23 protein-coding genes and 1 pseudogene are annotated in these 25,637 nt (G+C 28.2%); 22 read left to right on the top strand and 2 right to left on the bottom strand.

Annotated features, from left to right (window positions below; translation table 11 throughout):
- Positions 1 to 127: 127 nt before the first annotated feature.
- Positions 128 to 1,042: a DMT family transporter gene (locus B2W91_RS03180; protein WP_291578833.1), complete on the bottom strand. Its 915-nt coding sequence runs from the start codon at positions 1,040 to 1,042 to the stop codon at positions 128 to 130.
- A 224-nt stretch (positions 1,043 to 1,266) separates the two neighbouring features.
- Here B2W91_RS03180 and B2W91_RS03175 point away from each other — a divergent pair, with 224 nt between their 5' ends.
- Entirely contained in the window at positions 1,267 to 1,689 is a 423-nt protein-coding gene (locus B2W91_RS03175; protein ID WP_291578832.1) for a hypothetical protein, read from the top strand.
- Between the two features lie 403 nt (positions 1,690 to 2,092).
- A complete protein-coding gene (locus B2W91_RS03170; RefSeq protein WP_291578831.1) occupies positions 2,093 to 2,311 on the top strand; it encodes a hypothetical protein in 219 nt (72 codons plus the stop codon).
- Between the two features lie 208 nt (positions 2,312 to 2,519).
- On the opposite strand, the gene B2W91_RS03165 is transcribed toward B2W91_RS03170, so the two are convergent.
- On the bottom strand, positions 2,520 to 3,011 hold the full coding sequence (locus B2W91_RS03165) for a 4Fe-4S binding protein (RefSeq protein ID WP_291578830.1): 492 nt from the start codon (positions 3,009 to 3,011) through the stop codon (positions 2,520 to 2,522).
- 656 nt (positions 3,012 to 3,667) lie between these two features.
- On the opposite strand from B2W91_RS03165, the gene B2W91_RS03160 reads away from it, so the two are divergent.
- The 20 genes and pseudogenes from B2W91_RS03160 (at position 3,668) to B2W91_RS03065 (ending at position 25,406) form a co-directional block, all read left to right on the top strand.
- Complete coding sequence (locus B2W91_RS03160) at positions 3,668 to 3,949, top strand: ArsR/SmtB family transcription factor (RefSeq protein ID WP_291578829.1); 282 nt, start codon at positions 3,668 to 3,670, stop codon at positions 3,947 to 3,949.
- Positions 3,950 to 4,381: 432 nt separating this feature from the next.
- Entirely contained in the window at positions 4,382 to 5,221 is an 840-nt protein-coding gene (purR, locus tag B2W91_RS03155) for a pur operon repressor (RefSeq protein WP_291578828.1), read from the top strand.
- Positions 5,222 to 5,360: 139 nt separating this feature from the next.
- Complete coding sequence (spoVG, locus tag B2W91_RS03150; RefSeq protein ID WP_039634355.1) at positions 5,361 to 5,648, top strand: septation regulator SpoVG; 288 nt, start codon at positions 5,361 to 5,363, stop codon at positions 5,646 to 5,648.
- Positions 5,649 to 5,835: 187 nt separating this feature from the next.
- Positions 5,836 to 7,206 carry a bifunctional UDP-N-acetylglucosamine diphosphorylase/glucosamine-1-phosphate N-acetyltransferase GlmU gene (gene glmU, locus B2W91_RS03145; protein WP_291578827.1) on the top strand — a complete coding sequence of 457 codons (1,371 nt, stop codon included), beginning with the start codon at positions 5,836 to 5,838 and terminating at the stop codon, positions 7,204 to 7,206.
- Between the two features lie 23 nt (positions 7,207 to 7,229).
- On the top strand, positions 7,230 to 8,186 hold the full coding sequence (locus B2W91_RS03140; protein ID WP_291578826.1) for a ribose-phosphate diphosphokinase: 957 nt from the start codon (positions 7,230 to 7,232) through the stop codon (positions 8,184 to 8,186).
- A gap of 344 nt (positions 8,187 to 8,530) precedes the next feature.
- Positions 8,531 to 9,217: a response regulator transcription factor gene (locus tag B2W91_RS03135; RefSeq protein WP_291578825.1), complete on the top strand. Its 687-nt coding sequence runs from the start codon at positions 8,531 to 8,533 to the stop codon at positions 9,215 to 9,217.
- Complete coding sequence (locus B2W91_RS03130; protein ID WP_291578824.1) at positions 9,217 to 10,638, top strand: sensor histidine kinase; 1,422 nt, start codon at positions 9,217 to 9,219, stop codon at positions 10,636 to 10,638. Before B2W91_RS03135 ends, B2W91_RS03130 begins: the two co-directional genes overlap by 1 nt.
- Before the next feature lie 470 nt (positions 10,639 to 11,108).
- The gene (locus tag B2W91_RS03125) at positions 11,109 to 12,023 is read left to right on the top strand and encodes a S1C family serine protease (RefSeq protein WP_422653266.1); all 915 of its coding nucleotides are present in this window, start codon (positions 11,109 to 11,111) and stop codon (positions 12,021 to 12,023) included.
- Positions 12,024 to 12,521: 498 nt separating this feature from the next.
- A complete protein-coding gene (gene pth / locus B2W91_RS03120; RefSeq protein WP_291578822.1) occupies positions 12,522 to 13,085 on the top strand; it encodes an aminoacyl-tRNA hydrolase in 564 nt (187 codons plus the stop codon).
- A 73-nt stretch (positions 13,086 to 13,158) separates the two neighbouring features.
- Positions 13,159 to 16,689 carry a transcription-repair coupling factor gene (gene mfd, locus B2W91_RS03115; protein ID WP_291578821.1) on the top strand — a complete coding sequence of 1,177 codons (3,531 nt, stop codon included), beginning with the start codon at positions 13,159 to 13,161 and terminating at the stop codon, positions 16,687 to 16,689.
- Between the two features lie 280 nt (positions 16,690 to 16,969).
- Complete coding sequence (locus tag B2W91_RS03110; protein WP_291578820.1) at positions 16,970 to 17,971, top strand: peptidylprolyl isomerase; 1,002 nt, start codon at positions 16,970 to 16,972, stop codon at positions 17,969 to 17,971.
- A gap of 542 nt (positions 17,972 to 18,513) precedes the next feature.
- Positions 18,514 to 19,065, top strand: coding sequence for a stage V sporulation protein T (spoVT, locus tag B2W91_RS03105; protein WP_291578819.1), 552 nt, complete (start codon positions 18,514 to 18,516; stop codon positions 19,063 to 19,065).
- Positions 19,066 to 19,649: 584 nt separating this feature from the next.
- Positions 19,650 to 21,185 (top strand): putative polysaccharide biosynthesis protein, encoded by a 1,536-nt coding sequence (locus tag B2W91_RS03100; protein ID WP_291578818.1) that lies wholly within the window; start codon positions 19,650 to 19,652, stop codon positions 21,183 to 21,185.
- Positions 21,186 to 21,223: 38 nt separating this feature from the next.
- Positions 21,224 to 22,692 (top strand): annotated as a pseudogene (mazG, locus tag B2W91_RS03095) (nucleoside triphosphate pyrophosphohydrolase).
- A gap of 138 nt (positions 22,693 to 22,830) precedes the next feature.
- Positions 22,831 to 23,106, top strand: a complete 276-nt coding sequence (locus tag B2W91_RS03090; protein ID WP_039634379.1) for an HU family DNA-binding protein — start codon at positions 22,831 to 22,833, stop codon at positions 23,104 to 23,106.
- 344 nt (positions 23,107 to 23,450) lie between these two features.
- Positions 23,451 to 23,711 (top strand): RNA-binding S4 domain-containing protein, encoded by a 261-nt coding sequence (locus B2W91_RS03085; RefSeq protein ID WP_291578817.1) that lies wholly within the window; start codon positions 23,451 to 23,453, stop codon positions 23,709 to 23,711.
- 93 nt (positions 23,712 to 23,804) lie between these two features.
- On the top strand, positions 23,805 to 24,098 hold the full coding sequence (gene yabP / locus B2W91_RS03080; RefSeq protein WP_291578816.1) for a sporulation protein YabP: 294 nt from the start codon (positions 23,805 to 23,807) through the stop codon (positions 24,096 to 24,098).
- Between the two features lie 17 nt (positions 24,099 to 24,115).
- The gene (gene yabQ / locus B2W91_RS03075; RefSeq protein WP_291578815.1) at positions 24,116 to 24,496 is read left to right on the top strand and encodes a spore cortex biosynthesis protein YabQ; all 381 of its coding nucleotides are present in this window, start codon (positions 24,116 to 24,118) and stop codon (positions 24,494 to 24,496) included.
- 143 nt (positions 24,497 to 24,639) lie between these two features.
- Positions 24,640 to 24,918, top strand: coding sequence for an FtsB family cell division protein (locus tag B2W91_RS03070; protein WP_291578814.1), 279 nt, complete (start codon positions 24,640 to 24,642; stop codon positions 24,916 to 24,918).
- A 74-nt stretch (positions 24,919 to 24,992) separates the two neighbouring features.
- Positions 24,993 to 25,406: a S1 domain-containing RNA-binding protein gene (locus B2W91_RS03065; protein ID WP_291578813.1), complete on the top strand. Its 414-nt coding sequence runs from the start codon at positions 24,993 to 24,995 to the stop codon at positions 25,404 to 25,406.
- Positions 25,407 to 25,637: the final 231 nt, after the last annotated feature.

Raw genomic sequence — 25,637 nt, 5'->3', positions numbered from 1 at the left:
TCACTATTAATTTTCTTAAAGCTTTAATTAATAATTGTATTGATGATCTCTGATAGTGAATAATTTTATGAAAATTACTCATGAATTTAGACTTATTTATTTTTTTACAAGAATTATAATCTTACCCTTAATTATTATTGTTTTGTCCAAATTTATTTGTTCCCCATACTCCTATAAGTATTAAAATAGCACCTATTATTTGAGATAATTTGAAGCTTTCACCTAGAAAAATAACTCCTGCAATTATTGATACTACAGTAGATAAATTAGAAAAGACCGATGCCTTAGTAGCTTCCATTTTAGATAGAGTGAAATTAACCAAAAAGAAGCCAATTATTGAAGCCATTATTCCTAAAAATAATAACGATAGTAGAAAGTCTAGATTATAAAAAGGTAAGAAAAATTTATTTAATGTACCTTGATATAATCCTTCTATTAAGGCGATTAGAGTAAAAGCAAAAAAAGCAATTCCCATCATAAAATACGTGGTTTCAGCAGGGGTAAAAGTGGTGGAGAGCTTTCGAGATAATAAGTTAAATATAGTTGCAGAAATAACAGCTCCGAATAAAAGAATTATACCTATAAAATTTCCACTAGTATTATTTTGACTGCCTAAAACTACTATAATAACAACTCCCACTATTGAGGATAATATAAAGCCATATTGAGCCTTAGTAGGTTTTTCTTTTAAAAAATAATTTGAACTTATAGCTACTGATATAGGAATTAGTGCGATTAGTGTACCAGCTACTGAAGTGGCTGTGTTTTTTATGGCATAAGTTTCAAAAATAAAATATAAAATGGGTTGCATAAGTCCTAATAAAAATAAGGTTTTTAAATCTTTATTCTTAAAATTTATTTTTATAATTTTTAAAAATACAAGTATAGACATTACAATAAAAGCAATTCCAAATCTCATAGATAAAAGTGCAAAAGGAGAAGTGAATCTAAGAGCAATGGAACTGAATATAAAGGTAAGTCCAAATAGGGTCGAATATATAATTCCAGAGATTACAGGAATTATTTTATTTTTATTGTTCATATTTTTCCTCCTAAAGTAAGTTATGCTATCAAAATAAAATATAACACAATTAATATAATTATTTAAGTAAAAATCTTTGTTTTGATTTGAAAAAATATATAAATATAAAAATTAAGTAATATTAAAATGTATTGGAAAACATATGGTAAAAGCAGTGGTTGTAAAAACTACATAAAATGGTACAATTAGGGTGTCTGGAAAATTTTGAAAAAGGGGGAGAATTTATGAATCCTGCAGTAATATATATTGCTGGGATAATATTAGCTGTAATTAATGGTTATTTAGCAATTAAGAAGATATTTATTGATAGCACCCTCAGTGAAAAAGGAATAAAGAACGTGGTACTTATATTATGTATAGCACTATCATTATACTGTTCAATAATGGTTGTAATTTACAGCAATGCATGTATTAGTAATTTGGATATATATAATGAAGGAGTTAAGACTGGGACTTTAGCAGTAGAAAAGCTTGAAGAAATTGATGATACAATAAAAATGTTAAATAAATATAATATAGAAGCTATTATGATAGGATATTTAGGATTAATATTTAGTTATTTATTATTAAGGAATATTAAAAAAGAAATAATTAAAAAACTAAACTCGCCTAAAAAAAAGTGGAATTGGGATGAAATAGACAATTAGGTGAGAATTCCATTTGAAGAACTCTTAAATCTTGGATTTAGGAGTTTTTCTTGATAAAAAATAAAAAAATAAAAAAATAGAAAAATATTGCACTGCGAACAAATGTTCGATATAATAGATACATAGGGTTTTGCAATGAAAATTTAATTTATGCAATATTTTTATTCTTAATTTTTTTAAATGAATTAGATATTAAGAATGAAAGATAAGAATTGTGGTTAGAACTCTAACCTCAAAGCCTTTGGCGTTTTTTAGAATAAATTTTACTTTAGAAATTCTCTAAAAGTGAATTTCTTTCTAAATTCTTCAGTTTTAAGGAGTTAGGCTATTTTCTACAGTGTATTTTAAGTTTTCATATTATATACCTATATAAAGGATCTATGTTAAATTTAGGGGGAGAAAAATGGGTAGTAATCAAATGTTTATAGAGTTAAATTATGAAAATGGTGAAGAATTACCTTTAGAAATTAGCTTTAAAAATGATGTATATAATAATAAATATATACTTTGTAGGGGGATATTAAATAAAAAAAACTCTAAAATAGTTTTTAAAATGAGAAACATAGATGAGGCAAATGAATTTTTACAGAAGAATAAAATGATTAATAAGTTTAAATGTTAATAAATATGGAAGATATGAGATAACATTTGTTCAAAAAATAATTATAGAGTAATCATCAATCCTTTCGTTCACATGCTCTTTAGCTTATCTTCCATATTTTATATATCAATAATTTACAATAAAATTATTGAATAAAACTTCTCAGAAATACTGAGAAGTTTTTTTGTTTATATGCAATAAGTAATAAAAGAATTAGATATTATAGGTATTACTTGCGGTTAGAAGATGTAGGTTTCTTTATTATTTTATCTATGAGGCCAGAACCATATCCCATAGGACAAACCTGACACCAACTTCTAGGCTTATATATTATTCCTAAAATAATACCTAAAATTAATGAAGACATCATAAGCCTAAACAATCCAAATCCTATTGCCTCTATATTTCCACCAGATTTAATCATGGTGATACCAAACATTATTAACATAAAGCTTAAAATAATATTTTTTACAGTTTTTGTTTTAAATTTATTAGGTAAATTGTTCTGCAAAGATATATGACTTAAAAAAGTTTGAAGTAGTGATCCCCTAGGACAATAATGGGAACAATGAATTTTCCCCTGCTTTCTAAGAACAAAAAAGAGTGGCATTCCCATACAAACAAAACCTAAAAGGCCAAATCTTATGTCATAGATTGATAGTGTTATGAATAGCACCATAAATATCCATGACCACTTTTGGTAGGACTTTCTTTTTTTCATTTAACAAACCTCCGATTATATTAATTGAATATTTTAGATTAGAAAATTTGAAAACTAATTACATGTTTTGGTTATTTTTATAATTTATAATATCTATATATTCAAATATTACAATATTGTGATTAATAAGTCAATAAAACTTGTGATTTAGTATAGTATATATTATACAGATAAATTACTCTAAAAATTAATGTATAAGCGGAATATAGCCATATCTTTAAGTATTTCAATTTACAATTGTGGTAGAAATTACTCTCTATAAATTAATTTCTTTAAATAGATCTATTGTAGCGGCGAACATTGTTCGCCACTTTTTTACACCTTGGAGCAATACTAATAAATTTAACTAATACTATGGAGAGTCTACATTTGCTAGTCTCTTTATAATAAACTACTGTATCACTTCAAAAATAAATAACTTTAAATTTCTCAGCTTTTGCTGAGGAATATCCACAATTATGAATTGTGAACTGTGCATTGTGAATTAAATAGTTATAATCAGAGGAGTAAAAATAATTACTTTTATAAATAAAGTAATTTTAAAATTAATATATCTATAGTTGTTTAAAATCTGTAATTATTGACAATTATATTACTATATCGTAATATCCTCATATAGGCTAAAATAAATGGATTTTGGAAAGGTCGTTGGTTTAATGAATAAGCAAGAGATAGAACTATTTACTGAAAATGCAGAGCTATTAAAAGCACTAGCACATCCTGTTAGACTTTGCATTGTTAAAGGATTATTAGAAAATGGCGAACGTAATGTAACTTGCATGCAAAATTGCTTAGAACTTCCTCAGTCTACGGTCTCTCAACATCTTCAAAAATTAAGATCAGCAGGAATAATTAAAGGGAATAGAGAAGGTCTTGAGGTTAGTTACTATATTTGTGATGAGAGAGTTAAAGGACTTATTGCTATTTTATTTAAATAAATTTAAAAAGGTATAGTAGTATAGATAAATTTAAATCAGAAATTAACATGATTTTGTAATATGGTATTTTAATTTGTAATACACATGAAAAATTCATGATTATATATTCATCCATGTAAATTAAGAGATTAATAGTTGATTTATTTTCTTAAAATTATGTTATTTTTATCTGTTATTAAAGAAAAAATTGTATTTTGAAGTTATTCCATAATCTTCATACAATAAAATTGCTGTTTACTTTCCCAAAATTTGATTAAATAAAATAGTAGAATATTAATAATTATAATAAAAGTAATGAATATTGACCAAAATAGAAATGGATATTTTAAATGTAAATCAATAATTGCAATATATATAAAAAACATTTAAAATTATAGTTATGAATATTTGCGAATAAATATATAAAATAATTCGTGGAAAGGTAAGTTTAATATGGGAAAGAGTACAGACAAGTTTAGTAGAAATCAAAGAGTTGTAGCTATAACTAAAACATTAACTGAGTCACCGAATAAGGTAATAAATTTAAATAGATTTACAGAAATTTTTAATGCTGCTAAATCAACAGTAAGTGAAGATATAGTTATTGTAAGGGAAACATTAGAACAATTATCTATGGGTAGAGTTGAAACTGTTTCAGGCGCAGCAGGAGGAATAAAATTTATAACAGATATATCTGATGAAGATAGACTGAAATTTGTTGAAGAACTTTGTGAGATTATAAGAGAAGAAGATAGAGTGATGATAGGAGATTTTCTATATATAACAGATCTTATGTATAATCCTACCATTATAAGTAAAGCAGGAAGAATTCTAGCTTCAACTTTTAGCAATTTAGATATTGATTATGTTGTTACTATAGAAACTAAAGGAATTCCTTTAGCTTATGAAGTTGCAAAAGCCTTAGGTGTCCAACTTGTTACTGTAAGACATAGAAATAAGGTTACGGAAGGCGCCACAGTTAATATTAATTATATTTCTGGCTCAAGCAATAGAATTCAAACTATGTCATTATCACGTAAATCTATGAGGAGAAATAGTAAATGTTTATTTATAGATGATTTTATGAGAGGTGGAGGATCAGCTAAAGGAATACGAGAACTTTTAACAGAATTTAATAGTGAGCTTTTAGGTTGTGGCATATTAGTAGATAATACTTTTGAAACAAAAGAAAAACTTATTGGTGATTATATAGCTATAGTGGATTTTGATGGCATTGGTGAAGACGGAAGGGCTATAGTTAAACCTTCTTTAAAAAGAGATTTTAAAAAATAGTAGTTATAATTACTACAGATTTTTTTGAATTAATTGTTAAATAAGTTGTAATATACAAAATTATTAGAATTTTAGAAGGAAAAATAAAAAATATNNAGGAGAATAATAAGACCTATAGCACATCTTGGAGGTGGAGTTCATGCAAATTACAGATGTTAGAATTAGAAAAATCGCTACAGAGGGTAAAATGAAAGCTATAGTTTCTATAACTCTAGATAATGAATTTGTTGTTCATGATATAAAAGTTATAGAGGGCCAAAATGGTCATTTTATTGCTATGCCTAGTAGAAGAACACCAGATGGTGAATTTAAGGATATAGCACACCCAATTAATACAGAAACTAGAGAAAAAATACAAAAGGCTATTCTTGATGAGTATGAAAAAGTTAAGAATGAAGAGCCTGTAGTTGATGAAATAGCAGAGTAGCGAAAAAGCTTAAGCTTTTTTATTAAATAAAAAGGAGTGTACACTCCTTTTTATTTTTGTGTGAAAATTTAAATAAGAGTTACTTTTATTGCAAATCATTACCATATGAAATATAATTAATAAGTGTATCAATAAAAGCGTATTTGTAGTAAAATAAATATGACTTTCATATAAAGAGGTGTTAGATTTGTATAAATGTGCTATCATATTAGCCGCTGGAGAAGGGAAAAGAATGAATTCTCATATTCCAAAGGTGCTTCATAAAGTTTGTGGAAAAGAAATGATAAATCATGTTATCGATACATTAAGAAGTTGTAATATAGAAAATGTGAACGTGGTAATTGGTAAAGGTGCAGAAAAAGTTAAAAAAGGCACAGAATCAAGAAATATTTCTTACTCAGTACAAGAGATGCAACTTGGGACAGGACACGCTGTAATGTGTGCTGAAGAATTTTTAAAAGATAAAACTGGAACAGTAGCTATATTTGTTGGAGATGGTCCGTTAATTACGGAAAATACGGTTAACAGTTTAATAGATTATCATGAACAAGGTGAATTTAGTGCTACTATATTAACATCTATCATGAATGATCCAGCTAAATATGGTAGAATAATAAGAGATGAAAAAGGACAAGTAGAAAAAATTGTTGAATTTAAAGATTGCAATGAAGAAGAAGTTAAAGTTAAAGAAATAAATTCAGGCATGTATTGTTTTGATATACAAGCATTACTTTGCACGCTTTCAAAACTAAATAATGATAATAATCAAGGTGAATATTATTTAACTGACGTTATTGAAATACTTAAGAAAGAAAATAAAAAAATTGGTGCTATAGATGTACCAGTAGAGGAGATTACAGCAGTAAATTCCAAATTTGAACTTTCAACAGTAGAAAATATAATGAAAAATAGAATTAATAAAAAACACATGGAAAACGGAGTTATATTAATTGATCCGAGTAATACATATATAAATTGTGATGTAGAAATAGGTATAGACACTATTATATATCCTAACAATGTAATAGAAGGAAAAACTGTTATTGAAGACAACTGTACAATATATCCAGGATGCAGAATTAAAGATAGTATAATAAAATCCAATGTTACTATACAAAGTTCTGTAATTTTAGAAAGTACAGTAGGAGAAGAAACTACAGTAGGACCTTTTGCATATATTCGCCCTCAAACTATAGTAGGAAATAAAGTTAAAGTAGGAGACTTTGTAGAACTTAAAAAGTCAACTATAGGAGATGGAACAAAAATATCTCACTTAACTTATATAGGGGATGCAGAAGTAGGAGAAAAATGTAATTTTGGCTGTGGAACAGTAGTTGTTAACTATGATGGTGTTAATAAACATAAGACTATAGTTGGAGATAATTCCTTTATAGGATGTAACACAAATTTAGTTGCGCCAGTTGAAGTTGAAGAAAATACATACATTGCTGCAGGTTCAACTATTACTAAAAAGGTACCAAAAAACTCATTAGCAATAGCTAGAGCAAAGCAAGAAAACAAAGAAAATTGGGTTATAAATAGAATACATAAGAAATAATAAAAATATAGGAGGACTACATAATGATACCACATGGAAAAAATATTAAAATTTTTACAGGTAATTCTTATCCTGAATTAGCAGAAGACATAGCTAATGTGCTAGGACTTAAAGTCGGAGACTCACAAGTTGGAAGCTTTAGTGATGGAGAAATTTCTGTAAACATAGGTGAAACTGTTAGAGGAATAGATGTGTTTGTAATTCAGCCAACAAGCGCACCAGTAAATGACAACTTAATGGAACTTTTAATAATGATAGATGCATTAAAGAGAGCTTCAGCTGGAAGAATAACTGCGGTTATGCCTTATTATGGTTATGCTAGGCAAGATAGAAAAGCAAAGGCTAGAGATCCAATCACAGCAAAATTAGTTGCAGACTTAATTACAGCTGCAGGTGCTGATAGAGTATTAACTATGGATTTACATGCAGCTCAAATTCAAGGATACTTCAACATTCCAGTTGATAACTTAATGGGAGCTCCAATGCTTGCAAAATACTTTATAGAAAATGGATTTAAAGATGTTGACGATGTAGTTGTAGTTTCTCCAGACTTAGGAAGTGTAAGTCGTGCTAGAAAATTTGCGGACAGATTAAATGCTCCAATAGCTATAATTGATAAAAGAAGACCTAAAGCTAATGTTTCAGAGGTTATGAACATAATAGGAGAAATTAAAGATAAGAAAGTTATATTAATAGATGATATGATAGATACAGCAGGAACGATCTGTAATGGTGCTAATGCTTTAGTTGAAAGAGGAGCTAAAGAAGTTTACGCTTGCTGTTCACATGCAGTTTTATCAGGCCCTGCTATAGAGAGAATACAAGCTTCTGCTATAAAGGAATTAGTAATGTTAGATACAATTCAATTAAAAGAAGAAAAACAAATAGAAAAAATAAAAATATTATCAGTAGCTCCAATATTTGCGGAAGCTATTAAGAGAATATACGAAGATATATCAGTTAGTAAGTTATTTGATTAATATAATAAAAAAGCGTTGTCATTTGTTTGGCAGCGCGTTTTTTTAAATTTAAGAATTTCAATATATATTTTATAGAATATTTGTGTAAAATTATGAAAGATATTGAGAAAATTACTGTAATAAACTGTAAAATATAAGAATTATCAAAATAATTTTTAAATAATTTGTAACAAATCTTAATTTTATACTAACTAAGCATTATAATGGAGGTATACTTATATTTAATTATAAGTAGTTTAGGTTTCTAAAATAAAATAGCTAGTCAAATGATCTAGAATAATAACTAACTATTTTTGAAGATGTCTTAAGCAAAGGTCAAAATTAACTTTTTAGGAGGGGTATTTATGGAAGGCTCTATTGCAAAAGTTTTGGTGGTAGATGATGACAAAAACATCTGTGAAGTAATAAAGATGTACTTAGAAAGTTCAGGATATTCTATAAAAATAGCTAATGATGGTAAAGAGGCTCAGGAAGTATTTTTAAATTTTAAACCTGATTTGGTTATTTTAGATGTTATGCTACCATATGTTGACGGTATTGATGTTTTAAAATGGATAAGGAAAGACAGTGAAACTCCTGTTATTATGGTTACTGCTAAAGGTGAAACCTTTGATAAAGTTTTAGGGTTAGAGCTTGGAGCAGATGACTACATTGTGAAGCCTTTTGAGCCTAAGGAGCTAATAGCTAGGGTTAAGGCAGTTTTAAGAAGATATACTATGGAAACAGAAAACAAAGAAACTATTAATTATGATAGTTTAACTATAGATGCCAATTCTTATAGTGTTGTTTATAAAAATGAAGACGTGAAAATGCCACCAAAGGAATTTGAATTATTATATTATCTTGCTAGCAATAAAAATAGGGTTTTTACAAGAGAACAATTATTGTGTGAGGTATGGGGATATGATTATCCTGGTGATTCAAGAACTGTGGATGTACACATTAAAAGATTAAGAGAAAAAATAGAAGGTGGCACAAACTGGCAAATAGAAACAGTTTGGGGTGTAGGATATAAGTTTGAGGTGAAATGATGGTAAAAAGTAACCTATTTTCCAAGATGGTGCTTATATATGCTATCATAATATTTCTAAGTTTAACCACAATTGCTACATTTTTATCATTTTGGTTTAATGATTATTTTGTTAACGGTAAGAAAAATCAAGTATTAACACAGACAGAGTTTATTCAAGGTTTGGCATCTAATTACATAGATGGAAAATTAACCTATGAAGAGCTAGATAATTCTTTAAAATTTGTTGGTGAATATTTCTATGAGAACATATATTTAATTAATGGACGAGGCTATGTCTTTGCAGCTACTTCAGATAATAAAGATGTCTTAGTAGGAAAACAAATATTTGTTGATGAACTAAATAGCATTCAAGATCTTTCAGAAGATGGATATTTAAAGAAAATAGATAAAAGAAGCGATTTATTTAGTAAAGATACCTATGTTTTGGGACAACAAATAAAAGATGTTAATGGAGATATAAAGGGCGGAATAATAGTAGAACTTTCTATGTCCTACGTGAAAGAATCTCTTGGGAAAATATATAGAATTATATGGCTGTCAACTGCACTTATAATGATATTATCTATGTCTATTATTTATCTTTTTACAAATAGAATAGTGATAAAACCACTTCAAAAAATGAGTTTAGTGGCAAGAAAAATAGCTAATGGTGATGTAGCAAAAAGAGTAGAAATAAATACTAATGATGAAATAGGACAGTTTGCAAAGGCTTTTAATTCTATGGCAGATTCCTTAGAAAAAGTGGAGAAAAATAGAAAAGAGTTTATTTCCAATGTTTCTCATGATATTAGGTCGCCAATTACTTCAATAAATGGATTTATAAGAGGAATTTTAGATGGAGTAGTACCGAAAGAAAAGGAAAAAGAATATTTAACTGTTGCTTATGAAGAAACTCAAAGGCTAACAAGATTAGTTAATGATCTTTTGGATATGTCTGCTATAGAGGAAGGCAGAATAAGATTAGCACTTAGAAAAATTGATATTAATGAAGTTATAAGATTAAGCATTTTAAAGAATGAAGCTAAAATAAAAGAAAAGAGAGTAAAAGTTGAAGTATATTTTGACTCAGATGAACTTTTAGTCTACGGAGATCCAGATAGAATTTTTCAAGTTGTGATGAATCTGTTAGACAACGCTATAAAATATTCAAATGAAGGTGCATTAATTACCTTATCTTCTAATGAGAGAGGAAAGAAAGCATATATTTCTGTTTCTAATACAGGTTCACATATCGATGAAGAAGGCTTGAAAACTATTTGGGAGAGATTTTATAAAGGTGATAAATCTAGAACTAATAGAGTAAGTTCTGGATTAGGACTTTCAATAGTTAAAAAGATATTAACTATGCTTGATGAAGAAATTTGGGCGGAAAATACAGAAGATGGAGTTAAATTTACTTTTACTTTAACATTAGCCTAATATTTATATAATTGAGAATTGACTATTGACAATGGACAATTGTGGATATTTCTCAGTTATCACTGAGAAATTTAGAATTTATTCTGTAGCGGTAAGCAGTGCTGACCATATAACTAGCAATTATATTGCTAGTTATAAAAATTATTCAAAGCAATTATTTTGTTTAAAAATAATTTTAACCTTAATTGTCAATTGTCAATTATCTAAAGAGGTGGAGTTATGTGGATAATCAACCTATTATAAAGGAAACTTCCCCAATAAATATTGGAGGAGACATAGTTTTTAAAAAGACTAAAAATAAGAAAAAGCCTAGATACAAAATTTTTCTTAATATAATTTTTTATATAATAATAGCTTCACTTTCAGGAGCTATTACTGCAAAATTTTTAGTTGACAAAGAGCTGGCTAAAATTACTATTGATGGCAACGGAAAATCTGTGCTTTTAAATACAAAAGAAAAAAGAGAGGCTATGTCTGAAATTGCTAATAAGGTCTCAGCTTCTGTGGTATCGATAAGTAAAACAGTTTATGGTAAGAATGAAGAAATAGAAAGTGGAGCGGGCACCATAATAAGCCAAGACGGATACATAGTAACAAATCACCGTATAGTGTATAGAGCTGATGAAATTAAGGTTAAGCTGTCCAATAATAAGGTGTATGTTGGACAAGTTGTAGACTCAGATCCAGCTTTAGATATTGCAGTAATCAAAATAGATGAAGTTGGACTACCAGCGGTTATTATAGGAGACAGTTCAAAAGTTAAAATGGATGATGAAGTAATTTCCATTGGCAATCCTAATGCTAATGCCTTTCAAGGAGCTATATCTTATGGAGTAGTGGAAAATGCGAATCAAAGAATTTCAGCTATAGATAAACAAGCAAGGCAGACTTTTTCATACAGTGCCATAAGGACTGACATTGAAATATTTGCAGGAAACACTGGAGGGCCACTTTGTAATTTAAATGGTGAAATGATAGGAATAAACAATAATATATTGAGTTATACAGAGAAAGCTACAAAATCAGGTTTTGCAATAGATATAAAAGACGCTAAGCCTATAATAGATATCTTTATGAAAAGAGGAAATACAGTGAATATTGGATTAGGCATATACGGTGAGAAGGCAATTCCTAAAAATGGTGTAGATGGGGCATCAGNNCTATATGTTAGAGATGTATTAAAGGATAGTGAGGCTTATAAAGCTGGAATAAGGCCTACAGACATAATTACTCGCATAAATGATATAAAGATTACAGAGGTTGAGGATATAAGTAGAATTCTTAGGTCTTCACAACAAGGTCATATTGCGGAATGTGAAATATGGAGAAATGGTGAGAAAGAATTCATAAATGTAGAATTAGGCTACTATAGAATGTTATCTTAAAAAATAATTTAATAATTTAAACTAAATACAAGAGCTTTTAAGCTCTTGTATTTTTAACATGTAAATAATTGCTTTAATAGAGCTCTTTAACTAGCAATTTAAAAGTTCTCAGTGGCAACGGAGAAACGTCTAGAATTGTAAACTGATAAAGGCAAGCTATGAGTTTTGCATATTATTTACATACAAGGCAAGAATATATACTGTAAAACTATATAAAAATATACTATAATATATTTTTATAGGATTTCCAGTTTTTTTGTAGTAATATATTTTTGTAGTATTATAATAAAGGGCAGTATGTTATCCTTAATATGATAAATGGATAGATATAAAGTAGTAACAAGAATTCTACGACTTTTAATCGTAGGAGGTTCAATTATATATATTTAGTTTAGTATAATATAGATGTATCCCATCTAGAACAAACTTAAACAATTGAGAATTGTCAATTGTCCATTCTCAATTGTAGAACTGACAGATGAATTTTGGAGGTATTAAATGTATTTAGTAGTAGGACTAGGGAATCCTGGAGACAAATATGATAAAACAAGACATAATGTAGGATTTGATGTAATAGATTTATTTGCAGAAAAGCATAATATTTCTATTAATAGGATAAAATTTAAAGGTATATATGGTGAGACAACAATAAATGGAGAAAAGGTAATAGTGTTAAAACCTCAAACTTTTATGAATTTAAGTGGGGAAAGTGTTAGAGAAGTATGCGATTTTTATAAAATTCCTAATGATAATGTCATAGTTGTTTATGATGATATAAGTCTTGATATTGGCACTATAAGAATTAGGACTAAAGGTAGTGCGGGAGGGCATAATGGAATTAAAAATATAATTTCACATCTTTCAACAGAAGTTTTTCCTAGAATCAAGATGGGGGTTGGACAACCAAAATATGATCTAGTAGATCATGTTTTAGGAAAGTTTTCAAAAGAAGAAAGAGAACTATTGGAGAAGACCTTTGAACCAAGTGTTCAAGCTATAGAAACTATAATAATTAATGGAATTGCTGAAGCTATGAATAAGTTTAATGGGATTAAAGCCTAGCTATTGCTAGGTTTATAACCATTTACAGAAAAATTCGGTATATTTCCATTTTATTTGTATAGAGGTGATAATTTTGAGACTAAATGGACTTATGATGCCATTAAGACGTAGCGAAGAATTTAGAGAAATCTCAAAAAGTATTGAAAGGAATAATTTTCCTATAGGTATTTACGGAGTTTCTGAATCTGCAAAAAGCTATTTAATAAATGGAATTTATGAGGAGGTAAACAAAAAAATCCTTATAGTTACTCACAATGATGTAGAAGCAAAAAATATTTGTGAGGATTTAAGTTTTTATTTAAATGATGTGTATTATTTTCCGACTAGGGAAGTGGTTTTTTATAATATTGATGCTATTTCTGGAGATCTAAGATGGGAACGTCTTAAAATATTTAAAAAGATGCTAGAAGATGGACCTAAGATAATAGTAGCCTCTATAGAGTCACTATTAGCTGTGTATACTCCAGTAGACTTATTTAAGGATTATATATTTTCTTTAAAGGTAGGAGATATAGTAGATATTAGGGAATTAAGTGAAAAGCTTATTCAATGTGGTTATGAGAGAAGTGAAGCAGTTGAAACAAAAGGCCAATTTTCAATAAGAGGGGGAATATTAGATATCTTTCCTCCTATAGATGCCCTTCCTTATAGAATAGAATTTTTTGACGATGAAATAGATTCTATTAGAACTTTTAATACAGATACTCAAAGAAGTATTGAAAAGGTGAATACTATAGAGATATTTCCAGCAAAAGAAATAATTATGACTAGCGAAAGTTTAAAGAAAGCTTATGATAACATTAATAAAGATTTTAATAACTCGCTTTTAAACTTTAATAAAAAGAAAGAAAAAGAAGCTATAGAGAGATTGACATCTATAGTTAATAGTAATGTTGAAGCTCTTAAAGAAACTTGGAGTTTTGAAACTATAGATAGTTATATACCATATTTTTATGAAAATATTTCTACATTTTTTGATTATCTAAATGATAGCTTTGTTATAGTAGATGATGTTCAAAGATGTAATGGTAAACTGGAAAGTGTTTATTTTGAGTTTAAAGAAAACTATGAAAATTTCTTGAGAAGAGGAAACGTACTTCCAAGACAAGGAGAACTTTTAATCTCAAAGGAAGAAACGCTGCAACTACTAGAGAACAAAAGAGTACTAACTATAGATACTATTGCTAAATCAACCAAAATATTAAAACCAAGAACTATTTCTTCTTTCTCACAAATAACTATACACGATTATCACGGCCAGCTAGATTATTTAATTGATGACATTAAAGATAAAAAAGATAATAATTATAGGACAGTAATATTAGCAGGAACAAGAACTAGAGGAGAAAGATTAATAGACACCCTAAGGGATAGAGGTATTGAAGCAAGTTATAAAGACTTTATTGATAACATAGAACTTGGTCAAGTTATTGTAACTTTTGGTAATGCGTTGAAAGGATTTGAATATCCAGAGCTTAAAGTATGTGTAATTTCTGATAAGGAAGTATTTGGACAATCTAAGAGAAAAACAGGAAGAAAAGGAAATAAAAAAGGTGCTGGAAAGATTAAAAGCTTTACTGAGCTTAAATTAGGAGATTATGTAGTACATGCAAACCATGGAGTAGGTGTATATAAAGGAATAAATCAGCTTGAAATACAAGGTCATAAAAAGGACTTTCTAGAACTTACTTATAATAATGGAGATACTTTATATGTTCCTGTAGAACAGTTAGATTTGGTGCAAAAATATATAGGTAGTGAGGGAAAATCACCTAAGGTAAATAAACTAGGTGGAAGTGAATGGATTAAAGCTAAAAATAAAGTTAAAAAATCTATAGAAGACATTGCAGAAGATTTAGTTAAGCTTTATGCTGCTAGATCTCAAATTAAAGGTCATAAGTATGGTGCTGATACAGTATGGCAAAAACAATTTGAAGATGAGTTCCCTTATGATGAAACACCAGATCAATTAACAGCTATAGAGGAAATTAAAAAGGACATGGAAAGTCATAAGCCTATGGATAGACTTCTATGTGGAGATGTTGGTTATGGAAAAACAGAAGTGGCCTTAAGGGCTGCTTTTAAATGCGTAATGGATGGAAAGCAGGTTGCATTTTTAGTTCCTACAACTATACTTGCAGAGCAGCATTACAAGAATATGCTAAAAAGATATTCAGATTTCCCTTTAAAAGTAGAGATGGTAAGCAGATTTAGAACAGCTTCACAAACTAAGACAATATTAAAATCTGTTAAAGAAGGAAATGTGGATGTACTTATAGGTACCCATAGGATATTACAAAAGGATGTTTCAATTAAGGATTTAGGATTATTAATAGTAGATGAGGAACAAAGATTTGGAGTTACTCATAAAGAAAAGGTTAAGTCTATAAAAAAGAATATAGATGTTTTAACTTTAACTGCAACTCCTATTCCAAGAACATTGCATATGTCTTTGACAGGGGTAAGAGATATAAGTGTAATTGAAACTCCTCCAGAGGAAAGATATCCAGTTCAGACCTATGTAGTTGAATTTAATGATCAGCTTATTAGAGACGGTATAATGAGAGAATTAAATAGGGATGGTCAAGTATTTTTTGTGTATAACAGGGTTGAAACTATAAAAGAAATGGCAAGCTATCTAGGAAAACTTATACCTGAAGCTAGAATAGCAGTAGCTCATGGTCAAATGACTGAAAGAGAGCTTGAAAAAATAATACTAGATTTTATAGATTATAAATATGATATTTTAGTATGTACAACTATTATAGAAACAGGTATAGATATTCAGAATACTAATACCATGATAATTTATGATGCAGATAAAATGGGATTATCTCAGTTGTATCAATTAAGAGGTAGAGTAGGTAGGACTAATAGGATAGCATATGCCTATTTTACTTATATGAAGGATAAAATTTTAACAGAGGTAGCAGAAAAACGTCTTAAAGCCATTAAAGATTTTACTGAATTAGGTTCAGGCTTTAAAATTGCTATGAGAGATTTAGAAATAAGAGGTGCAGGAAATATTATGGGTTCCGCACAACATGGACATATGGCTACTGTAGGATATGACTTATATTGTAGAATGCTTGAGGATATGATAAAGCTTATTAAAGGTGACATTGAAAAAGAGCCTATAGAAACTACTGCTGAAATCAAAATTGATGCATATATTCCAAGTAGCTATGTGAAGGATGAAACCCAAAAAATTGAAGTTTACAAAAAGATTGCATCTATCGACTCTTATGAATATATGATGGAGTTACAAGATGAGATAGAAGATAGATTCTCAGATATACCACCTACTGTTTATAATTTAATGAATATTGCTTATTTAAGAAGTATGGCAAAGGAAATAGGTATTATTGAGATTAAAGAAGTCAAAAATGAAATACTAATTACTTTTGAAAATAGACAAAATATTAGTCAAAATTTAATTACTGGACTATTAGACAATTATATACGCAAAATAACTTTTAAAATGGGAGAAGTACCGGTTGTTGCTTATAAGATAAAGGAAGCTAAGAAGGAAGAACTTCTTAGTAATCTAATCGATTTAATTAAGTATATGAAAGAACTTAATGGCAAAACTAATAATAAATAATTTGCTATAAACTTTTAATCATTAGAAGTTTATGATAAAATTATTTTTAAATGTCACAAAGATGAAATATTATCCTATTAAAATAGGAATGTATTATAAAGCTATATTTTAAGATACTATTACTTTTGTATTTATTTAGGTTTATAAATTCGTAAAATTAAATGATTAATGTTTAGAAGTAGGAATAACTATCTATAAGCTAGAATATAAGTTGTAGTTATTTAAACTTTTATATAGTTTAGAATATGGCTATTTAAAAAAATAGAACGGGGGATTTAAAGTGAAAAACATAAAAAAAATAATAGTAGCATCCCTAGTGGCTGTAATGGCAACTTCTTTAGTTGGATGTAGTTTAGTTGAAAAAACTCCAGAAGGTATCGCAAAATCAAAGGTTGCGAAATATAGCAATAAGAAAATAACAAGGGCTGAACTTGATGAAAAAATGGAACCACTTATAACTTATATTAAAAATATACAAGGTGAAAATTTTGATAAGACTGAAGAAGGCAAGAACATGTTAAAAGAACAGAGAATTAATATGTTAAATAGAATGATTGAAAAAGGAATTCTAGAAGAAAAAGCTGTAGAGCTTAAAGTGATGCCTAATGATGATGAGGTTAAAAAATATATAGATCAAGAATACAAGACAATAACAGATACTTTTGAAAGTGAAGAAAAATTAAAAGAAGCATTAGAGCAATCTGGTGAAACTGAAGAAAGTATAAAGTCAAATATAAAAACTCAACTTATATATAATAAAATTTCAGAAGAAGTAGTTAAAGATATTAAGGTAACTGATGAAGAGGCAAAAACTCATTATGACTCTAATATGACTTATTATACTGAAAAGCCAAATAAAATTAATGTAGCTCACATTTTAGTTGAAAAGGAAGAAGATGCTAAGGATATAATTAAAAGATTAGATGCCGGCGAGGATTTTGCAAAGCTTGCAAAGGAAAAAGGAACAGATGGAACTAAAGATAAAGGTGGAGAGCTAGGTTGGATAGATTATAATGATACAGGTTATGATAGAACTTTTATGCAGTTTGCAATTGCTCTACAAAAAGGAGCTTATACAAAAGCACCAGTTAGAACTGAATTTGGATATCATGTAATAGAATGTATAGATAAGGAAGAGTATCCAGTTAAGAAATTTGATACTGTAAAAGAAGATATTAAAAAGAGTCTACTAGATGGGAAGAAAGATAAACAATGGGGCGAAACGATGGAGAAATGGATAGAAGAAGCTAAAATTAAAATTTATGAAGATAATTTAAAATAATTTAAGATATGTGAAAGAAAATAACAAATCTTAAACATAAAAGGAGCTATGAATTAAATCATAGCTCCTTTTATGTTAGGTATTTTAAAAATAGGTAAAAGAACAAATTCAAAGAACAGGATAAAGTATGGTAAATCATTTATAATTTACAACCTAAAATTAATAAGATATTAATAAAATATTAATAAAAATTAAAATTTTTGAAAACAAAATATAAATTTTTAATAACAAATAGTCTATAATTATGCATCGATTATAAAAAGTTATAAGTTTTTAAATTTATGATTACTATCAAAATTATGGAATCTTCATTTTAATATAATTGGGGAATCTATGATTTATGTACAAAAGTAGTTAAAAGTTTGTTGATTATTTTAAGAGTCACTAAAAATTATATATTATAAACTGTAATTTTTAAAAAGGTATCTTTACTGAATTTTTGTTATAAATTAATCTTTATGCAAATGTGTATAAAATTTCAAATTTAGAAGGATAATAATAGCACAAGTACATAATTAAAGTTATTTGAGGAGGAATTAGTTATGAAGGCAACCGGTATAGTAAGACGTATAGATGATTTAGGTCGTGTAGTAATTCCAAAAGAAATTAGAAGAACTCTTAGAATTAGAGAAGGAGATCCGCTAGAGATATTTACTGATAGAGAAGGTGGAGTAATACTTAAAAAATACTCTCCAATTGAAGAGTTAAGTGAATTCTCTAAAGAATATGCAGAGGCACTTCAACAGACAATTGGACATATTGTAGTTGTGGCTGATAAAGATAGTATTATATCTGTTAGTGGTGGACCTAAAAAGGAATATATGGATAAAAAGGTTAGCATGCAACTTGAAAGAATAATGGAGGGCCGTAGAGCTGTTATATATGGAACAGGGGCAGACAAGGCTATACCATTATATGAAGATGAAGATGAGACTGTTTATAGCTCTCAAGTTATTAGCCCTATAGTAGCAGAAGGAGATGCTATTGGAGCTGTTATAATACTTTCTAAAGAGGAAAATGTAAATTTTGGGGATTTAGAACTAAAACTAGCTGAAACAGCATCTGCTTTCTTAGGAAAACAAATGGAGCAATAATGGCAGGATTCTGCCATTATTTTTTATTTTTTGATTTCCATTATTCTACTACCATCTATACTATTAACAAATATAATCTTTTTAATCACATTTACGGAATTTTAATAAATATTTTTGCTGTGTATAAACTTCAGAGATTACTAAATTAAAGACAGTTTAGTATAGATTTAAATATGGATAAACTACTTTAATTAATGGACAATTGACAATTATGGTTGAAATTAGTTTTGATTGAACTAATTTCTTTAACTAATTTTTTCTAGCAATACAATTGCTAGATTTTTTACTTTGAAATTACTTTAAATTTCTTAGTTACCACTGAGGAATATCCAAAATTGTGAATTTGGTAGTTTTAGTGACAATATCAATAAGCATTAATTATTCTCATATATTTGTTAATTTTAGAACTAGTATATATATTTCATGAAACCTCTATTAAAAAGTTATTAGTGTGATTATAATAAAAATTTTTAATAATCAAAAATATATAATCTAAAAATTAATAAAAAATAATTCTGTACAAGTAATAATGCTAGAAAAACCACAATAAGTATTAAAATAAAAAGGTTTTTTAGGGGGATTATATGAAAAAACATTCATTAATAAAAGGTACGGTGATTTTGGGTATTGCTGGCATTTTTACTAGATTTTTAGGTTTGTTTTTTAGAATACCAATTCAGACACTTATAGGTGATGAAGGTATGGGGTATTATCAAATGTCATATCCTTTATATATGACATTTGTTGCACTAGCATCAGGAGTACCTATTGCAATGTCTAAAATAATTTCAGAATTAAATGCAAAAAACGATTTTTATGGCATTAGAAAAGTGCTAAAGGATACTCTTTTAGTAATGCTACCTATAGGAATTTTAGCTTCTTTTCTTATGATTTTCTTTTCAAAATCCATAATTCAAGGATTAAAATGGCATGAAAACTCGCATCTGTCTTTTATAATAATTTCTGTTGCTCCTATATTTGTATGCATTATGTGTACTTTTAGAGGCTTTTTTCAAGGACTTCAAAATATGACATATACAGGAATATCTCAGATAGTTGAGCAAATAGGTAGAGTTGGTGCAGGTGTATTATTTGCATATTTATTACTACCTAAAGGTATAGAATTTGCAGCAGGGGGAGCGGCTCTAGGTACAGTTGTAGGCGGCATATTAGGTAGTATATATTTAATCATAATCTACTATAGAAAGAGCAAATTCATGTATAAAACTAAAGGCATAGAGAGGAAGAGTATGATTTCAGAAATAGGAAAAGCAGCATTACCTATATCATTAGGCGCAGCAGTAGGTACAATAATGTCATTAATAGATTCTATAATAGTTCCTGAAAGAATGCTAAAAGCAGGCTTTTCTGTATCAGAAAGTGCTGTATTATATGGTCAATTAACAGGAAAAGCAGTAACTCTTTCAAATGTACCGTTAGCACTTTCAGTGGCATTATGTGCATCTTTAGTACCTATCATTTCTGAAGCTTATAGTACAAATAGAACCTTTGAGCTAAATAGAAGAATAGAAATGGCCTTTAAATTATCCTTTGTCATTGCATTGCCTTGTACAGCGGGATTATATTCTTTAGCAGCTCCAATAATGCACTTAGTATTTATGAAGGATGTAGGTGGTTATAATATATTAAGACTAGTAGCTACCACAGTACCTTTTATAGTAATAACACAGACTACTACAGCGCTATTACAAAGCGTAGGAGATTATTTAAGGCCTGTTTATAACCTTGCTATAGGCTGTATAGTAAAAGTAATAATAAGTTACTTGTTGATTCCTATAGCTGTTATAAATATATATGGTGCAGTTATAGGGACATTATGTGGCTATATAGTTACGGTAATCTTGAATATGTTCCAAATTAAGAAAATATTTTCCGTTAATCTCAGTTTATATGAAATTTTATTAAAGCCAGCAATGGCATCATTAATTATGATAATTGCGGTTGTGTTTACGTATAATAATGTCTATAATTATACAATAAGTAATGGAATATCTTGCTTATTAGCTATATTTGTAGGAGCATTAATATATACAATATTGGTTATAGTACTTAAGATATTTACTGTAGAAGATATCAAAGGAAGGATTGCAAAAAACTAATTTATAGAAAAATGAGAAGAGCAGGGAGTGTGAAGCGAATGATTAAAATAGTAGGCTTAGGACCAGGGGCTAAGGAAGCGCTCACAATTGGGACACTAGAACTTTTAAAAAGTGATTGTAAGGTTTTATTTAGAACAGAAAAACATCCAAATGTTGAGTATCTAAAGTCTTTAGGAGTGACATTTGAAAGCTATGATTGCATGTATGAAAAATTCGATAGCTTTGATGATGTTTATAATTCTATAGCCATGGATATAATAAAAGAACATAGTAAGTGTAATAATATAGTTTATGCAGTGCCAGGACACCCGCTAGTAGCGGAAAAATCAGTTACGATACTTATAAAATATTGTGATGAGAAGAATATTCCGTATGAAATAGTTCCAGCAGTAAGTTTTATAGATGCTGTTATGGAAGCTTTAAAATTAGATCCAATTGATGGAATGAAAATAATAGATGCATTTGATATTAAAAATCAAATATTGGATAAAAGAGCAGGACTTATAATAACTCAAGTGTATAATCAACTTATAGCTTCAGAAACAAAATTATCGCTACTTGAATATTATAACGATGAAACAGAAATATATTTTATAAGAGCAGCAGGCGTTAAAAAAATAGAAAGCGTTAGAAAGATAAAACTTTTCGAACTTGATAGACAACAGGATATAGACTACCTAACCTCTAAATTTATAATAAAAAAAAAAAAAANNATATTCCAAAAAACTTAGAAGAAACCAAAGATTTTTTTGACTTACTTAAAGTGATGGAAACTTTAAGAGGGGAAGATGGATGTCCTTGGGACCTAGAGCAAACCCATAAATCATTAAAGAGAAATTTAGTTGAAGAATGTTATGAGGTTTTAGAGGCAATTGATGAAGAAGATGATTTTAAACTTACAGAAGAATTAGGAGATGTATTGCTTCAAATAGTTTTTCATGCGCAACTTGGCAAAGAAGAAGGATATTTCAATATAAATGACATAGTTAAAGTTATAACAGAAAAAATGATAAGACGTCATCCTCATATTTTTGGAGATATAAAAATAAATAATACTAGTGAAGTTTTAGATAGCTGGGATAAAATTAAGAAAAAAGAAAATGATTTTAAAACTTATACTGAGGAATTAAAGCATATACCTAAAAATTTACCTGCACTTTTAAGAGCAGATAAAGTTCAAGCTAAAGCTGCAAAGGTAGGTTTTGACTGGAAAGATCCTAAACCTGCTATGGAAAAAGTGCTAGAAGAGCTAAATGAAATTAAAGATGTATATAATGGTAAAAATGAGGCAAAAATACTAGAAGAAGTAGGAGATTTAATATTTGCTTCAGTAAATGTTGCAAGACTTCTTGACATAGACCCAGAAATTGCATTAAATTATACTATAGATAAATTTATTAAGCGTTTTAAGTTTATAGAGGACTCTGCTAAAATTAAGGGAGTGGATCTTATGACTATGACGCTTGATGAAATGGATCAGTTATGGAATGAAGCAAAGAAGCAATAATTTATTACTTTTATGTTAAAACTATAATTGGTTAGAAGGAATTTAAAAAACATTGAAGAATATGCTATCTTATATTCAATATATCTAATGGAATTTATGAATGTAGAAGCGTTTTTAAAAGATTAAGGAGGTACAATAGTGAATAAATCAGAATTAATTACAAGCATGGCTGAGAAATCAGGTTTAACTAAAAAGGAATCAGAGGTTGCTTTAAAAGCGTTCATAGAGAGCGTTGAAGAAGCTTTAGAAAAGGGAGAAAAAGTTCAATTAGTTGGATTTGGAACTTTCGAAACTAGAGAAAGAGCTGCTAGAATGGGAAGAAATCCAAGAACTAAAGAAGAAATAGAGATTCCTGCTTCAAAAGCACCTGTTTTCAAAGCAGGAAAAGAATTTAAAGACATAGTTAATAAATAGTCTTATTTTACTTATTAAAAAGCCTGGATTTATTCTAGGTTTTTTTTATTAATCATATCTTAGAAAATAGTTAAGTATATTTTATATCATACTGTAACATTACAAAGATAGGGTCACTATTTTAAGAATCAGTTATTTATGTGATATAAAATATCTTCAGAATATTTAAAGAGTTATTTTCTTTGAGGTGATAATAGTGTATTACAAATCATTTAAGGTTATAATTATATTTGAATAATAAAGTTTATATAATATTTTACAGAATTAATTCTAGTTATTTTGCAATTATTTATAATTATAAACTTTAAAATGCAAATTTGAATAGAATATATTGGGGGATGGCTATGAGACTTGATAAGTATTTAAAGGTGTCAAGAATAATTAAGAGAAGAACAGTTGCAAAGGAAGTTTGTGAAAGTGGTAGGGTTTCAATAAATGGTAAAGTTGCTAAGGCAGGAACGGTAGTAAAAGAAGGAGATATCATTGAAATTCAATTTGCAACTCAAGTATTAACAGCGAAGATAGTAAATATAGCAAATCATGTAACTAAAGAAAATGCCAAAACTATGTATGAAATAATATCAGGAGAAGAAGATAAGGAATAATTATATCTTCTTAAATTGCTTTTCTTTGCATATATTTTTTTTAGAGAAATATTATTTATTAGGAATACTTTTAATATATGCAAGGAGGGTTTTATGGATAACAAAGAAACCAAGATAGAAGATAGAAAAAGTTATTTAACTTTAGATTCAAGAAAAAGGATGACAATTGATGGAGTTGAGGAAATTGTAAGCTTTAATGATGAACAAATCCTTTTAAATACAGTTCTTGGTTCTATGGATATAAGAGGAGAAAACTTAAAAATGAATAAACTAGATGTACAAAATGGAGATGTAATGATAAGTGGGAAAATAAGTTATATTGTATATACAAGTGATGAAAAAAAATCTAGAAAGGGAAAAGGCATTCTTTCAAGGCTTTTTAGGTAAATATCATGCTGTTTACAATGGAACAACAAATAATATTATTTGTATTTAGTTTATTAAGTGGGGTTTTAATAGGTATTCTCTTTGATATTTATAGGATTATAAGAGGATTTGAAGATGTTGGTGCAATTATAACCATAATTCAAGATGTTTTATTTTGGATTGCTACAGGATTTATTGTGTTTGTATTTATGATGTACACAAGCTATGCATATATGAGCTTCAATGTTTTTGTATATGTAAGTGCAGGATTATTTGTATATATTAAGCTAATTAGTAAAATATTTATAAATGTACTTCATAACGTATTATTGGCTATTGGAAAGGTGTTAAGAGTAATATTTAATACATTGTCTTATCCTGTAAGATTTTGTTTATATAAAATAATAGGAAAAAGTTAAAAATTAATGCAAAATACCTTGAACAAATGAACAATTCAAATTAAAATATACTTATGAGTTTAACATAAGTAGTTATATTTTAATATAATAACTATTGAATAATAAGTTGTTATACTCATTCTATGTGGAGGGTGAGTTGTATAATGAAAAATAGAAAAATTAAAAACTTATTATTATCTCTATTAATTGTTTATGTTTCTTATATTTTCATAAATCAACAGAGAATAATGCATAGACAAAAGGTTGAATTTGAAACCTACACTGTGGAGTTAGAAAAGGTACAAGAAGAAAATAAAAAATTACAGGATGAAGTGCAGTTATCAAAGACTGATAAGTATATTGAGAAACTTGCAAGAGAAAAATTTGGACTTATTAAAGAGGGTGAGACTCCTGTAATCAACAGTGTAAAAGAAGATAAGTGATCTGTGTTATGTTTAACATAACTTGATATATAACATAATAATTAAAACATTATTTAAGGAGGAATCTTTTTAATATGACCTTAGAGGCTGGAAGTATTGTAGAAGGTAAAGTGGTTAATATCACTAATTTTGGTGCTTTTGTTGAAGTGGAGGGAAAAACAGGACTTGTTCACATTTCAGAAGTATCAGATGTCTTTGTAAAAGACGTAAGAGATCATCTAAAAGAAGAAGACGTTGTTAAGGTGAAGGTTATTTCAGTTGATGACAACGGAAAAATGAGCTTATCTATAAAGCAAGCAGGAGTGCCAAAGAAATCAGTAAAACCTGTGGAAATAGACTGGGAAAAAGAGAAAGGAAAAACTGGTAGTTCTTCCTTTGAAGATAGAATGTCTAAGTTCCTAAAAGACAGTGAAGAAAGATTTCAAGATTTAAAAAGGCACCAAGATAATAAAGGACGCGGATATAGTAGAAAAAGTTCAAATTATTAATATAAATTTAGAGAGTGCTAAATTTTTAGCACTCTTTTAATTATATTAATGGTCTAATACAGTTAAGTTTTAATAAAACTGCAAAAAATTTATAAAATGTAATAAAAATATTAAAATAAGTGTTGACAATATATAGACCTTAAACTATAATAAATATTGTCGCTGAAAGATGCGCACAATAATGTATAACCTGCTGAAGTGGCGGAACAGGCAGACGCACAGGACTTAAAA

Origin of the sequence: Clostridium sp. UBA6640 (assembly GCF_002455975.1) — a bacterium.
GTDB lineage: Bacteria > Bacillota > Clostridia > Clostridiales > Clostridiaceae > Clostridium_J.
The sequence above is the reverse complement of the archived record's forward strand: the minus strand, read 5'-3'. Positions and strand labels throughout refer to the sequence as shown.